The sequence below is a fragment of the Amycolatopsis coloradensis genome (assembly GCF_001953865.1).
Classification (GTDB): Bacteria; Actinomycetota; Actinomycetes; order Mycobacteriales; family Pseudonocardiaceae; genus Amycolatopsis; species Amycolatopsis coloradensis.
Genome location: NZ_MQUQ01000004.1, coordinates 276,276 through 290,445, shown reverse-complemented (window position 1 = coordinate 290,445; position 14,170 = coordinate 276,276). Strand labels below are relative to the sequence as shown.

Sequence of the window (14,170 nt, the reverse complement as noted above, 5' to 3'; positions counted from 1 at the left end):
AAGAATGAGCGGGGGCTTCACCGCGGCGACCGACGCGCTTTCATCGGCGTCGAAGAACGTCGGAAAGCTGACGGAACGGTTGCTGGACGACAACCCGGATCTGTCGAGCACACCGGTGAACGCGGCCGGTTTCGGGCAGGCGCACGGCGCCCACGCGGCGAAGTACACCGCCGGAGTGACGGCGCTGTGGGCCTCGGTCCAGGGCTACAGCACCACTCTCGGCGCGTTCGGGACGAACCTCGGCACGGCGGGCACCACCTACGGCGTCAACGAGGACGAGCAGAAGGACAAGATCACCAAGACGGGGATGCGCTAGTGGCCGACGAACTCACCTGGACCGACGTCAAGGCCGTCCTCGACGATCCGAGCGTGCCGCCCGAGAACAAGACGTCGCTCATCGGCTCGTGGATCAAGACGCATCCGGCGCCGCCGCCTTGGACGGCGGACCAGGAGCCGGAGGAGATCAAGCAGAAGCGCAAGGAAGCCGCGAAATACGCGGAGACCTTCAACGCCTTGCCGTTCATGCCCTACGACGACGACACCAAGAAGGTCTACGGCGGCGCGAAGGCCGCCGGCGATCAGGCCAGCTACAACACGAAGCAAGAGAAGAAGGCCGTCGACGAGGGCAACAAGAAGCTCGACGGCACGAAGGAGCCCACCGCGGAGGGCGCCGGGACCAAGACGTCGGACGAGATCTTCGACGCCGCCGCACCCGCGCTCAAGGTCTTCCAGACCTTCGGCTCCCTGCTGGCAAAGCTCCCGGAGGACTGCCGCGGGACCACGCGCGCGCTCGATTTCGAGAACGACATCAAGAAGCCCTTCGACGAGCAGCGCGGCATCAGCTTCAAGAACTTCGTCGACGACGCCGCTCATTTCAAGACCGGCTCGAAGACCGTCGACAGGACCATCCAGGAAACCGGCACCGAACTGAACGGCCTCTACGGGACCTGGACCGGTAAGGCCGCGGACGCCTCGTCGGACAACTACAACGAGAAGATCCTGCCCAAGGCCAAAAAACTCGCGGAGACGCTGAACAACGCGAGTGAAGCGACGCTGAGCACCAGCGCCGCGGTGTTCAAACTGTGCAAGGGCAAGGCCGACGAGGTCATCGATCTGTACAAGGAGATCGTCGGCCGCGCCGACTTCCCGATGGCGCAGAAGGTCATCGCCATCGCCAGTGGCGAGAAGAGCGGCAAAGAGGACCTCGGCGCCATCGCGGGCTGGATGGACGCCAACTTCGGCTCCAACCTGGTCCAGAGTCTCAACAACGACGGCTGCTGCGACGACGACGAGTTCAAGAAGGCGGGCCAGAACCTCGCCAAGCAGTGGGTGCAGCGGCAGTTCATCCCGGAGATGTGGGACGGCATCTACGAGAAGTTCGCCAAGAGCTGCAAGGACACCAAGGAGTTCGTCGACCAGGCCTACGACGAACTCGACAAGATGATGGGCAAGGTCAAGAACGAGTTCGACGGCGCGGACAAGGGCGGCGCGGGCGGACCGGGCGGTGGCGCCGGTGGCGGTACCGGTGGAGGCCCGGGCGGCGACCCAGGCTCCGGCGCGGGCGGCGGCTCGGGTGACGGTGGTGGCCAGGGGAACTACGGCGGTGGCCCGGGCGGTTCCGGCAACGGCTCCGGCGGTTCCGGCGGCGGTCCGGATGGTTCCGGCACCGGTGGATCCGGAGGCGGTCCGGGTTCGGGTGGCTCTGGTTCGGGCGGTTCGGGTTCGGGTGGTGGTCAGCCCAAGCCCCCGCCGATTCCGGACATCTCGATCCCCGAGGGCGGCTCCGGCGGCGGTCCGGGTGGTGGACCCGGCGACGGTGCGGGTGGCGGCTCAGGCTCCACCGGCGGCTCGGGTGCCGGTGGCGGTTCGGGTTCGGGTGGTGGCCAGCCCAAGCCCCCGCCGGTCCCGGACATCTCCATTCCCGAAGGTGGCTCCGGTGGGGGAGCGTCGGGCGGTTCGGGCTCCGGGCCGGACGCGAGCAAGGACGGAACGTCGCCCTCGGGCTCGTCGTCGTCCGGTGACGAGCAGCGAGCGGCCGCCGAAGAGGCGAAGAAACAAGCCGCCGCGGCTGCCGAAAACGCGAAGAAGCAGGCGTCGGAAGCGCTGAACAAGATGGGTGACGTTCCCGGCGGAGACGTCGGCGGCGGTTCGGGCTCCGGCACTGGCGGAGGTACCGGTGGCGGTATCGGCGGCGGTGGCACGGAAGCCGCCAACGAGGCCAAGGCAGCGGCCGAGCGAGCCACCGAAGACGCGAAGAAGCAGGCGTCGGAAGCGTTGGACAAGCTGGGCGACGCCCCTCTCGGCGGTAAGGATGACGAGGCGAAGGACGAAGCCGAAAAGGCCGCCGAAGACGCGAAGAAGAAAGCCTCCGAAGCGCTGGACAAGCTGGGCGACGACAAGCCCGGCGAGGACGACGACAAGCTGGTCGGCGACAAGCCCGGCGAGGACGGCGACAAGGCCGAGGACGGCGAGCGCGAAACCCTCAAGGTCAAACAGGGTGACACGACCTTCGAGATGACCGAGCCGGACAAAGACGGCGAGATGGGCATCAAGGTCGGCGATGGTTCCGGACCGGTCAAGGACTTCAAGCTCGACTGGACCGGCGATGGCGACGAGTCCAAGCTGGGCTCCACTCCGGGGACGGAGGACGGCCAGCCGGGCAAGGACGGTGTCCACCGCCCCGGTCCCGACGGCAAGATCCACATCCAGGACGGCGATCTGAAGATCACCGCCGAACGTCCCGACGGTCCGAACGGCCCGACGACGGTCACCGTCGACGACGGCACCGGGAAACCGACCACGTACACCCTCGGCGAGGACAATCCCCGCACGGACAAGGCAGCGCATCCGCTCACTCCGGTCACCGGGACCGTGCAGCCGGAGCACCGGTTCACCGCCCCGCTCCAGGGTGGCGGCGGAACGGTGCCCGACGGTCTCGGCGCCGGCGGGACCAATACCGGTGGCGGTGGCGGCATCGGCGGTGGAGGCGGTGGCTCGGCGATCGCGACCCCCTTCGAAACCGCGACTCCCGTGACCGGCCAGTCGTTGACCGAAGGCGTGCACACCGGTGGTGGGACGCATCAGCCGCAACCCGTGGCTTCCGGCGCCCCGTCCGCCCCGATGGGCGGACCGGCCGGTCAGTCGTTCGCAGGTGGCGCGATGCCACCGATGGGTGGCATGGGCGGCGGCGGCGCGGGCGGTGCCGGTGGCGGCGACCAGGAGCGGACCAACCGCGCGTACCGGATCGAGGGCGAGGTGTTCGACCAGATCAACGAACCCACCGGCCGGATCACCGGTTCGCTGCTGGACGATGAGGAACAGCCGGTCACCCGCAAGCGGTGAGCCAGGGCAGGGGAGAACGTATGAGCGCCGACGACACCTCGACCATGAGGACCACCCTGGACAGCCTCGTCCGCGAGCAGGCGGAGCGCCGGGGCCTGCGGGACCAGCGTGCAAAGGAGATCAAGGCCAGCGCGCAGGAGTTCATGACCAAACAGGTCCATACCGCCGAGCGGTACGTCGAGCACCGGCGGGAGCTGGGGGAGCGCAAGACGAAGTCCGGCTGGAGCACCGACCGGTCGCACGCGGAGCCGGGCAACACGTCGGCGTTCGAGGAATCGGCGGGCTTCGACGATGGCGCTCCGGCGTTCGCCCCGGAGCCGTCCGCCCGGCCAGGACGGGAAACCCCTCGTCGTGCTCCCCGTTCCCGTCCGGCGCCGGCGGACGACGAAGACGATGCCTTCCTCAACAACCGCTGGCGAGAGTGACCTCGCGGTCGGCGCCCTTTGAAGTATGTGAAGGCCCCCTTGCTTGCGCTAGACGCAAGGAAGGGGGCCTTCACGTACTGCCGTTGTGGCTGGCCCCGCTGCGGGACCGGGTCCCACACCCCTTGCCTTACCTCTCGCTCCCGCAGTGCCGAGGTTCCGTCACGGAAGTCGCCGTACCTCGCCCAGCCGAGCACACGCGAGCGCGAGGTAGGCGACTTGGGTGTGAGCTCAGGTCCGCGCGACCCTCCGTCGTTTTCACGAGCGGTGCCAAGCGATCCCGCGATAGGTGGAGCTGTCCGCGGCGAAGCCGTAGCCGATGATGACGGCGCCGCTCGCGTTGATGTGCTGGGCCACGATCGCCTTGAGACCAGGAGGAGACGGGAGCGGGAACGGTGTCGCGTCGGCGTCCCAGCCGACGGGCCGCACGCTGCCGTGGCTCACGGACTCGCCGACGACCGTCCCGGCGTCATCGATGTCGAAACAGGTACTGGCGACGTCCGTGGGCAGGGGCCGGAGCACGGTGGGCCGTCCGTCGCGATCCCATCGCGCGCAGGTGCCGCGCCGGTCCGGGGTCACGCCCCAGCCGATGGCGACACCGCGTCCGGTGATCCGGACGACCTGTCCCGCGGTGAACTCCGGTTCGCCGGTCAGCAGGGTGGTTCCCCGGTCGCCGTCCCATACGACGCCGTCGCCGAGGATGGCGCCGGAATCGGTGATACCGCAGGCTGTCGCGCGGCGGGGCGGGGGCAGTTTGCAGATCCTCCCCGCAGCGGTCCAGCGCACCGCGGTCCGGGCGCCCGTGCCGTCCTTGGCGGAGCCGACGACCTCGTCCAGCCCGTTCAGATCGTGACCCTGGGTCTCGCCGTCGCCGGACAGGGTGTCGAGTTCCACCGCTTCGCCGCCGGGCTCCCAGCGCAGCGCCCGCCAGCGGTAGCCCGGCCGCATCGCGTTCCCCAGTATCGACCCGCGTTCGTTCACCCGGCTCGCCGTGCCGGAGAGCATGCCGGTGGGAAGGTCGAGCATGTGCACCCGGCCGTCGGGTTTCCAGCACACGGGCCGGAGGCTTTCGCCGGTGTAGAGCGTGCCCGCGATGACGCCCGCGCAGTTGCCGCTGACGGCACGGCCGCCGGAATAGCCGTCGACGATCGGCAAGGGAGTGGGGCGGCCTTCACGATCCCAGTGCACCGGCCGCGAACCCGACTCGCCCACGATCATCCCGGCATCGTTCACGCAGTAGGCGCTCGTGCCCTCACCGCCGGCGAGCGGCCGCAGGTCGACCGCGGTGAAGCCGGGCATCGGATCAGGCACGAGAGCGCAGCCTAGTGCGAAGACCGCTTGCGACGGGGAAAGTTGCACTGACCGGGTGAAACGGTGTCCTCATCGGATCCGGACGCCGCACTCCACAAAGGACAAGCTACGGGGTCAGCACGATCCTGCCGACCACTTCGCCATCGTCCATCTTCCGGTGCGCCAGCACGGCTTTCTCCAGCGGCAGCAGCTCGTGGACCACCGCACGCAGTTCGCCGCGGGCCGCGGCGGAGAACTGCGCCGCCACCACCGTCCGCCGATCGGCTTCGGGCACCGAGTCCGCGCTGAAGGCCGCGAACGACAGGGACTTCCGGAACGACGCCATTACCTTCGCACCGAAGTCCACCGGTGGCATGCCCGCGACCACACCGACGGTCACCATGCGGCCGTTCGGAGCGAGCTTGTCGAAGAAGAACGGTAGGTCGGCACCGGCGACGACGTCGATGACGACGTCGTATTCCGCGGGACCGTCGCCGTTTCCGGAGCGGTCGAGTACGTGGGTCGCGCCCAGTGCGCGCAGGCGGCCACCGCGTTCGGCCGACGACGTCGTGACCGCCACGGCGCTCGCGCCACCGGCCGCCGCGAGTTGCACCGTCATGATCCCGATGCTGCCCGCCGCCCCGCGCACCAGCACCGACTCGCCGGGGGCGAAGTGAGCGTGGGCGAGGGCGAAATGGGCCACCATGCCGGAAGTCCCGATGGCCACCGCGTCGGCGGTGGACAGGTTTTCGGGAAGAGGCACGATCTTCTCGGCGGAGGCGGCCGTTCGCTCGACGTAGCCGCCGCTCTCACCGGTGAACGCCCAGACGCGCCGCCCGGTCAAGGCCGGGTCGACGCCGTCACCGACCGAGGTGACGGTGCCCGCCACCTCATTGCCGGGAATATGCCCTTCCCGGAACCCGAAGCCGGCGAGCGCGCCGCTCCGGATCACGGTGTCGACACCGCCGACGCCGATCGCTTCGACGTCGATCAGTACCTCGCCCGCGGCGGGAACGGGGGCGGGGAGGTCGATGACCGCCAGGCCTTCCGGGGCACCGAACGTCCGGATCTCGACTGCTCGCATTTCGTCTCCTTGTCCGTTGATCTTCGGCCAGGCGGACGCTAACGGACGCCCCCGTCCGTTTTGGCTAAAGTGAGAGTGGTGACCAGTCGTTTGTCTCGGATCCCGCGCTCCGACGCCCTGGACAACCGCGAACGTATCCTCGAAGCGGCTCGTGCACTGTTCGCCACCGAAGGCCTGAACGTGCCGCTGCGGGAGGTCGCGCGGCGTGCCGACGTCGGCCCCGCCACCCTGTACCGGCACTTCCCGACCAAGGAAATCCTGGCGACGGAGGCCTTCGCCGACCAGATGCGCGTGTGCCACGATGTCGTCGACGGAGGGCTCGCCGACCCGGATCCGTGGCACGGCTTCTGTTCCGTGATCGAGAGAATCTGCGAGTTGCACGCACGCGACCGGGGTTTCACCGCGGCCTTCGTGTCGACCTTCCCCAGGGCGGTGGATTTCACCGCGGGCCGCGACTACGCGCTCAGGGCGATCGCCGAGCTGGCGGGGCGGGCCAAGGAGGCCGGGAACCTGCGCCACGACTTCGTCCTCGACGACCTGGTTCTCATGCTCATGGCCAACAACGGGATCCAAGCCACTTCGACGGCGGCTCGGGTCGCGGCGTCCCGGCGGTTCGCCGCGTTCGTGATCCAGGCTTTCCAAGCCGCGCCGGAACAAGCGCCGTTGCCGCCGGTGGCGCGGCTGGCGCTGGTGTTGCCGGGTATGACGCTTTGAGTCACTTCCGGCGGGCTCCGAGGCCGTAGGCGAATTCGCCCGCAGGGCGTGGTCGGCGATCACCGGCGGAAGGTGTTCGAGGAGATCGCCCGCCACTGGGGCCAGGGCGGCGCGCTGCCCGGCTACCTGACGGGTGACGGCGTGACCGAGGACGCCCCACCACCCCGACACGAGCATCGTTGCCGTGCGGGCCAGATCTTGCCCTGCTGTCCACCAGAAGCGCCAAGGGTAAGGGCAATTGCACGATTTCGTGAGTTCGCTTCGGCGCTGCTGGTTGCTCGTACTGGCCGTCACCGGGCAGGTGATCGGCTGGCTACTGATCGGCGAGGCCTTGCCCGCGCTCCCGGCGAGCGGCGGATCCGCCGTGTTCATGCGGCAACCCGCCGCCGCGACCCTGTTGCGGGCGCTCGTCGTCGTGGTGGTCGGAGCCGTGTCGTTCCCGGGCGGCAGGCCGTCACGGAGCCGGTCTTCAGGGAACGACGAGCACCGGCCAGTGCCCGGTCTTGATGAGCTTCGTCGCGACCGACCCCGCGAACCGGTGTCCCGCCTTTTGTGACGCGCCGACCACCACCGTGTCGACCTGGCCGCGGTCGGCGGTGTCGCGGAGCGCGGTGTACGGATCGCCGTAGGTCTTCAGGAAACTGACCGGCACTTCCAGTTCGTCGGCCGCTTCCCGGATCTGCTCGCGAAGTTCGGCGTACAGCTGAAGTGTCGTGTCGTGCTCCACCGTCGTCGCGACCGCCGGCCCGAGGTTCGACAGTGCGGTGCGGCAGACGACGAAGGCGACGATCAGCCTGCCGCCCTCGCGTCGTGCCATGCCGAAGGCGAAGGCGGCCGCCCGCATCGCCGTGTCGGAGCCGTCGACCCCGGCCAGGATGGCCCGCCCCGAAGGTCTCCGGGGTGGGCCGAAACGCTCCACAGTGGACTCGAAGGCTCCCGGCGTGCTCATCGCGCGCCTAGCCCGCGACCGGGTCGGACGCCGGGGTTTCGGTCTTCGTCTCCACGTCGAGGGTGGTGCGCAGGGTGAGCGGCTTGAGCAGCAGTGCCGCGATCACGCCCACGACGCCCACCGCCGCGGAGATCAGGAAGATGTGCGCGGTCGCGTCGCCGTACACCGTGTGCACGATCGTCTGGACCTCCGGCGGCAGCGCCTTGAGGTTCAGCGCGCTGACACTTCCCGTCGACGCCTGGCCCGCCGGCACGTGCAGTGCGGTGGACAGATCGGCGGTGACCCGGTTCGCGAGCACCGCGCCCAGCACCGAGACCCCGATGGTGCCGCCGAGCGACCGGAAGAACGTGACCGAAGCGCTCGCCGCACCCAGATCCCGCAACGGCACGGTGTTCTGTACGGCCAGCACGAGGTTCTGCATCGTCATGCCGACGCCGATGCCGACGACCGCCATCGCGATGCCGACCAGCCACAGCGGCGACGCGTGGTCGACGGTGCCCAGTCCGAGGAAACCGATCACCAGGGTGATGGTGCCCGCCACGATGTACGGCTTGATCCGGCCGGTGCGGCTGATCAGCCGCCCGGACACGGTCGAGGACACGAGCACCCCCGCCATCAGCGGGATGGTCAGCAGGCCTGCTTCGGTGGGGGAGTAGCCGCGGCCGACCTGGAAGTACTGGCCGAGGAACACCGCGCCGCCGAACATCGCCATCCCGACGGCGAGGCTCGCGACGATCGCCAGCGCCGGGGTGCGCTGGGTGATGATGTGCAGCGGGACGACGGGTTCGCGGACCTTCCGTTCCACCGTGAGCGCGAGCGCCAGGAGTACGACACCACCAGCCACCATGACGGCCGTCTGCCACGACAGCCAGTCGAAGGTGTTGCCCACGAACGAGACCCAGATCAGCAGGACGCTCACGCCCGCCGCGATGAGACCGGCGCCGAGGTAGTCGACCTGGACGTTCTCGCGGCGCACGGTTTCCAGCTTCAGGGTCCGCTGCAACACGATGAAGGCCGCCACCGCGATCGGCACGCCGACGAAGAAGCACCAGCGCCAGCCCAGCCACGGCACGTCCACGATCAGGCCGCCGAGGAGCGGTCCGCCGACCGTGGCGACCGCCATGACGGCGCCGAGGTAGCCGTTGTAACGGCCGCGTTCACGCGGCGGGATGATCGCCGCGATCACGACCTGGACCAGTGCCTGCAAACCGCCGACGCCGATGCCCTGGAACGCGCGGGCGGCGATCAGCTGTCCGGTGTTCTGGCTGAACCCGCTGATCATCGACCCGACCACGAAGATCACGATGGCGATCTGGACCAGCGTCTTCTTGTTGAACAGGTCGGCGAGCTTGCCCCAGATCGGGGTGGTGGCCGTCGCCGCCAGCAGGGTGGCCGTGACCACCCACGTGTACTGCGTCTGCGAGCCGTTCAGCGAGCCGATGATCAGCGGCAGGGCGGTCGACACGACCGTCGAGCTGATCATCGCCACGAGCAGCGCGAGCAGCAGTCCGGACAGCGACTCGAGCACCTGGCGGTGCCCCATCGCGCCGGACGGCGCCGCCGCCGTCGTTCCATCGGTCTTCATGGCGTCCCTTCGAGCGTTCCCGGCAATTATTGCCCACTGTGCAAACTTGCACAGTGAGAACTTTATTCCCCTCGCTACGCTGTCCTGGTGGACACCCTCGACACGCTCCGCACCCGCAAGAAGGCGGCGACGCGGCAATCACTGCACGAGGCCGCGCTTCGGCTGGCGATGGAGCACGGTCTCGACGGCGTGACGGTCGAGGACATCGCCGACGCGGTGGGGGTGTCCCGGCGGACGTTCTCGAACTACTTCGCGAACAAGGAAGACGCGATCCTGCACGCCGATCGCGAGCGGACCGGGTTGCTGGTGTCACTGGTCGAAGGCAGGCCGCCGGGTGAGAAACCGTGGCAGGCGCTGCGCGCGGCATGCGGGGAGCTGTACCGGGCGCACCCCGTCCCCGATCGCGAGTGGGTGGCGCAGCTACGGCTGCTGCGGCGGCATCCGTCGCTGCTCGCGCGGCAGGCGGGCGATCAGATCGCCCTCGAACGTGACCTGATCGCGGTGCTGCTCGCCCGGGGGCACGGCCTCGATCAGGAGCTGGCCAGGCTCACCGCGGCGACCTTCCTCGCCACGCTGCGGACCGGGAACGTGCTGTGGCTGGAAGGTCCGGAGGATCAGCCGCTTCCCGACGTCGTGGACCGCGTGCTGAGCCGCGTTCAGCTCCGCTGACCGAAGGCGGCGACGGCGCTGCCCTCGTCCACTCAGGACGGACAGCCGCTTTCAGATCGAGCCGGTGCGCAGCGCGTAGGCGACAGCGTGCGTGCGGTTGTGGAGCCCGTAGCGGGTCATCACCCGGTGGAGCACGTTCTTCACCGTGCTCTCGGAGTAAGCGAGCTTGGCCGCGATCTCCTCCGTGCCATGGCCGTCGGCCAGCAGGCGGAGGACTTCCCGTTCCCGGTCGGACAGTCCGGACAGCGCGAGACCGTTGGGCGCCAGCAGATCTTCCTGGATGCGCTCGAGCTGGGAAAGCAGGCTGCCCTGCAAGCGGGGCGGCAGGGCACCGGCTCCCTGGCTGACCGCGAGAATCGTCCGCACCAGGTGCTCGCTGTCGAGGTCGCGTCGCGGCAGCAAGGCGGCCATACCGCATTCGATCGCCGTCATCAGGACCTGAACCGGGAAATGGTCGGTGACGATCACGCACCGGGGCGGCGCCTTGAGCGTCGACGCGGCACGAACCTGGCGCAGGAACGTGAAAACCCCGTCGCCGATCGAATCCCCGACCGTCACGATCACCTCGGCCGGCCCGAGATCGGTCTCGGACAGTACTTTCAGTCGCTCGTCGGCACCGAGAATGCTCGTCGTGCCGAGCCCTGCCAGGAGATCCGGGGCGTGTACGGCGACCCGGACACGATCGAGCCCTCTGGTGCTCTTTCCTCCGCGGTTCATGATCGAAGCCCCCTCCGAAGCGTTCGGAAACCCGGAATCGGACAGGAGGATCGGACGGCGGCCGATCCCTCTGCCTGTAATTGGCTCTCGCTTTACTTAGAAGCTATAACGTTACGGCGTTGTACGTCAATCGTGGAAGTCCTGTTTCCCACGGATGACGGAAGCGTCACAGGGCATGACGCCCGAAGTGCGTGAAAGGTTCAGTGCGAAACGTGATCGGTCTCGGCGAAGGCCGGTCACCGCGTCGTGAGATCGTCCACTTCGTCCGCGATCAGCAGATCGGGGTCGAACTTCATGCCGGTGAACTGACCGGCGAGTTCGAGTGACAGCACACCGTGCAGGCGGGTCCAGAAGGCGAGCGCCCGGTGCAGGGTCGCGGAGGTGGCGGGGTGGTCGCCCGCCCAGTCGCGGTGGCTGTCCAGATGCTTGTCGAACGGCGTTTCCGGCTTGTCCACGGCGCTCGCGTGGCACGCCTTGAGCAGCACCGCCATGACTTCGCGCGAGATGGCGGTGGTGTCGTCGGGCGCGTGATAGCCGGGGACGGGCGTGCCGTAGATGAGGAAGTAGCGCTGCGGGTCGCTCCGTGCCCAGTCCCGGATGGTGACGGCGAGGCCGGGCAGATCGGCACCGGAGTCGAACGCCGCGCGGACAGTGTCGGCGAGGCTTCGGTAGGCGTCACGGATGAGCGCGGTGATGAGGTCGTCGCGGCTGGCGAAGTACCGGTACAGCGCCGGGCCGCTCATGCCCACCTGTTTGGCGATCGCGTTGAGCGACAGCGCGGGGACCCCGGCGGTGGCGAGCTGCTCCCACGCGCGCTGCTTGATCTCCGCGCGCACCTGGTCGCGGTAGCGTTCCCGCGGGCTCTGCCCGTCCGCGTTCGTCATCGGCCCTCCCGCCTCCGTCGGCCCGAAGCTTAGTTGCAGCTCCCGGCGATGAGGAATCGAAGGGGCACGATCCGGTGCGCGAACCGCCCTGATCCACCGGAAGCCCGGCCGCGGGTGATCGACAATGCCCTCGTTGGTGTGGCGGCGCTCCGGGAGGACGAACCGGACGTCCTCCTCACTCCGGCCTCGCCCGTGCCGCCCGCCCGACTCGGCGATCTGGTCCCGGACGCGAAATCCCCCGAGGAACCGGCCGCCGGAATCGCGGTCGGCACTTCACCCCTCACTGAGGCAGCAGCGCCAGTTCCGCCAGCGCTTGCTCCCGCCGCGTGCTGGACGCCGGAGCGGAGGAGAGTTCGACGGCCAGCGTGAGGCTCTCCCTTGCCTCCTCGAAGGCGCCCGCCTCCCGCCATGCCCGCCCTTCGCGAAGCGCGCAGATCGCCTCCATCACGCCGAAGCCGCCTTCCCACGAAAGCCACCGGCTGGTGCGGTAGTAGCCCGCCGCGTCCCGCCATTCGGCGAGATCCGCCAGTACGTCGCCGATGGCACGCAGGGCCAGCGCTCTCAGCATCCGGTGGAGACCGGGGTACGTCTCGTTGGCCAGCCGTTCGGCGTCGGCGAGGACGGCGCGGTGGACGGCGAGCGCTTCGGAATGCCGCCCGGCCGCGAGCAATGTGTGCCCGTAGACGTTCCGGGCCGAGCTCTGCCCGTCCCAGAACGGCAGTTCGCCCGCCGATTCGTACCCGCGTCTCGCGTATTCGAACGCTTCGGCTTCTCGCCCGACATAACGCAGCACCTGGCCGAGGTAGATGGACGCCCAGGTCTGCTCGGTGCGGTCGCCGATCCGGGTGGCGATGTCCAGTGCGCGAAGATGCGCCTCGACCGCGGCTTCGTCGTCGGCGAGGCAGACACTGCTGGCCCAGCCGACGAAGTTGAGCAGCTTGGCCTCGTCCGCGGCGTTGCCGAGCGCGTTCGCCGCGGCCGCGCCGAGGGAGAAGATCTCCCCCCACGGCCGCTGCCCGCTCCGCCCGTCGGAGTACCAGTGCAGCGCGACGGCGAGGTCGCTGACTTCGCGGTGCCAGCCCTTCCGAGCCGCCACCCGCTGCGCGGCGACCCAGTTGTCGCCTTCGACGTCCAGCCAGCGCCCGTTCTCGTCTCGCGAGCCGAAGCGCCCGGTCTCCGGTGCCTTGGGATAGAACAACCGTGCCGCTTCGGCCGCCTTGTCGAGCAGGTGGGCGAGCACGAGGTCACGCACCGCCGGATCCTCCTCCGCTTCGAACCGTTCCTCGGCGAACAGGCGGACCAGGTCGTGGAACTGGTGGCGTTCCGGCACGGCGGTGGATTGCAGGAGGCTGGCGTCGAAGAGTTCGTCGAGGTGGTCGCGGACGTCGGCGTCGGAAGCGCCGGACACGACACCCGCGAGTTCGAGGCCGAAGTCGGCGCCCGGCACGGTCGCCAGCCGGCGGAAGAGCCGCCGTGCCCCCGCCGAAACCCCGCGGTAGGACAGGTCGAACGCCGAGCGCAGTTGCAGATCGCCCACCGCGAGCGCGCGCAGCCGGGTGCCTTCGTCGCGCAGCCGGTCGGCCAGCTGGGCCAGTGACCACTGCGGCCGGGTGGCGAGCCGGTTGCCCGCGATCCGGACCGCGAGTGGCAGGTACCCGCACAGTGCGACGAGTTCCCGCGCGGCGGCGGGCTCCGCGCGGACGCGGTCCTCGCCGACGATCTTGGCGAGCAGACCGGTCGCGCCACCGTCCGAAAGCGGTTCGAGACTCAACCAGCGGGCGCCTTCGAGTCCGGCGAGCGTGCGGCGGCAGGTGATCAGGGTGAGGCAGCCGGGCCCGGTGACCAGCAGCGGCCGGACCTGTGCCTCGTCGGCGGCGTTGTCGAGCAGCAGCAGGACCTTCCGGCCTTCGAGCAGCATCCGGAGCAACGCGGACCGATCGCCCTCGGAGGCGGGCACCTGCCCCGGAGCGACGTCCAGCGCGCGCAGCAGCCGGTCGAGCGCGGTACGGGCGCTCACTGGTTCTTCGTCCATCCCCCGCAGGTCGACGGCGAAGCAGCCGTCCGGGTAGTCCCCGCGCCACCGGTCCGCCGCGGTCACCGCGAGCGCGGTCTTACCGACCCCGGCCTGCCCGACGATCGCGACCACTCCGCCACCCTCGGCGATCTTCGCGGACAGCTGCTCCAGCTCGTTTTCCCGGCCGGACAGATCCGTGAGGGGCGCGGGCAGCGCGCAGGTCGCCGCGACGTGGGCGGCCAGCGCCGGATTCCGGCGCCGCCCCTGTTTGGCGACGGTCAGGAAGAACTCCCGGTCGCCGCCGGTCAGGCCGAGCGCGTCCGCGAGCACCTCGGCGGAGCGCTGCTGGGCCGCTCGCGCGCGGCCGCGTTCCAGCTCGCGCAGGGCACGGACGCTGAGTCCGGAGGCCTCGGCGAGCCGGTCCTGCGTCCAGCCCGCGGCTCGCCGGTGTTCGAGCAGGAGCTTGCCGAACACCGACCGCTTCTCGTTCTCCTCCACCG

12 protein-coding genes are annotated in these 14,170 nt (G+C 69.5%); 5 read left to right on the top strand and 7 right to left on the bottom strand.

Annotation, left to right across the window (positions count from 1 at the left end):
* The first annotated feature begins 4 nt into the window (after positions 1-4).
* Genes BS329_RS08450 through BS329_RS08440 form a run of 3 tightly spaced genes read left to right on the top strand, consistent with a single transcriptional unit; the run spans position 5 to position 3,767 of the window.
* Positions 5-316, top strand: coding sequence for a hypothetical protein (locus tag BS329_RS08450; RefSeq protein ID WP_076157613.1), 312 nt, complete (start codon positions 5-7; stop codon positions 314-316).
* On the top strand, positions 316-3,342 hold the full coding sequence (locus BS329_RS08445; protein WP_076157610.1) for a WXG100 family type VII secretion target: 3,027 nt from the start codon (positions 316-318) through the stop codon (positions 3,340-3,342). The genes BS329_RS08450 and BS329_RS08445 overlap by 1 nt, the downstream gene beginning before the upstream one ends.
* 20 nt (positions 3,343-3,362) lie before the next feature.
* Positions 3,363-3,767 (top strand): hypothetical protein, encoded by a 405-nt coding sequence (locus tag BS329_RS08440; RefSeq protein WP_076157607.1) that lies wholly within the window; start codon positions 3,363-3,365, stop codon positions 3,765-3,767.
* Between the two features lie 255 nt (positions 3,768-4,022).
* Here the strand turns inward: BS329_RS08440 and BS329_RS08435 are convergent, their stop codons facing one another.
* A complete protein-coding gene (locus BS329_RS08435) occupies positions 4,023-5,075 on the bottom strand; it encodes a hypothetical protein (protein WP_076157605.1) in 1,053 nt (350 codons plus the stop codon).
* A gap of 106 nt (positions 5,076-5,181) precedes the next feature.
* Positions 5,182-6,138 carry a zinc-binding dehydrogenase gene (locus tag BS329_RS08430; protein ID WP_076157602.1) on the bottom strand — a complete coding sequence of 319 codons (957 nt, stop codon included), beginning with the start codon at positions 6,136-6,138 and terminating at the stop codon, positions 5,182-5,184.
* A gap of 78 nt (positions 6,139-6,216) precedes the next feature.
* Here BS329_RS08430 and BS329_RS08425 point away from each other — a divergent pair, with 78 nt between their 5' ends.
* Positions 6,217-6,852: a TetR/AcrR family transcriptional regulator gene (locus tag BS329_RS08425; protein WP_076158181.1), complete on the top strand. Its 636-nt coding sequence runs from the start codon at positions 6,217-6,219 to the stop codon at positions 6,850-6,852.
* 469 nt (positions 6,853-7,321) lie between these two features.
* Here the strand turns inward: BS329_RS08425 and BS329_RS08420 are convergent, their stop codons facing one another.
* Together BS329_RS08420 and BS329_RS08415 are read right to left on the bottom strand one after the other, a co-directional pair.
* Positions 7,322-7,801, bottom strand: coding sequence for a universal stress protein (locus tag BS329_RS08420; RefSeq protein ID WP_076157600.1), 480 nt, complete (start codon positions 7,799-7,801; stop codon positions 7,322-7,324).
* A 7-nt stretch (positions 7,802-7,808) separates the two neighbouring features.
* Positions 7,809-9,386 (bottom strand): MDR family MFS transporter, encoded by a 1,578-nt coding sequence (locus BS329_RS08415; RefSeq protein WP_076157597.1) that lies wholly within the window; start codon positions 9,384-9,386, stop codon positions 7,809-7,811.
* Positions 9,387-9,473: 87 nt separating this feature from the next.
* Between BS329_RS08415 and BS329_RS08410 the strand changes: the two genes are divergently transcribed.
* Positions 9,474-10,055: a TetR/AcrR family transcriptional regulator gene (locus BS329_RS08410; RefSeq protein WP_076157594.1), complete on the top strand. Its 582-nt coding sequence runs from the start codon at positions 9,474-9,476 to the stop codon at positions 10,053-10,055.
* 51 nt (positions 10,056-10,106) lie between these two features.
* Here BS329_RS08410 and BS329_RS08405 read toward each other — a convergent pair whose 3' ends face one another.
* From BS329_RS08405 to BS329_RS08390, 3 genes are all read right to left on the bottom strand, one after another.
* The gene (locus tag BS329_RS08405; RefSeq protein ID WP_076157592.1) at positions 10,107-10,772 is read right to left on the bottom strand and encodes a helix-turn-helix transcriptional regulator; all 666 of its coding nucleotides are present in this window, start codon (positions 10,770-10,772) and stop codon (positions 10,107-10,109) included.
* Positions 10,773-11,008: 236 nt separating this feature from the next.
* Positions 11,009-11,656 carry a TetR/AcrR family transcriptional regulator gene (locus BS329_RS08400; RefSeq protein WP_076157590.1) on the bottom strand — a complete coding sequence of 216 codons (648 nt, stop codon included), beginning with the start codon at positions 11,654-11,656 and terminating at the stop codon, positions 11,009-11,011.
* 280 nt (positions 11,657-11,936) lie between these two features.
* On the bottom strand, positions 11,937-14,168 hold the full coding sequence (locus tag BS329_RS08390; RefSeq protein ID WP_244197068.1) for an ATP-binding protein: 2,232 nt from the start codon (positions 14,166-14,168) through the stop codon (positions 11,937-11,939).
* Positions 14,169-14,170 lie beyond the last annotated feature (2 nt).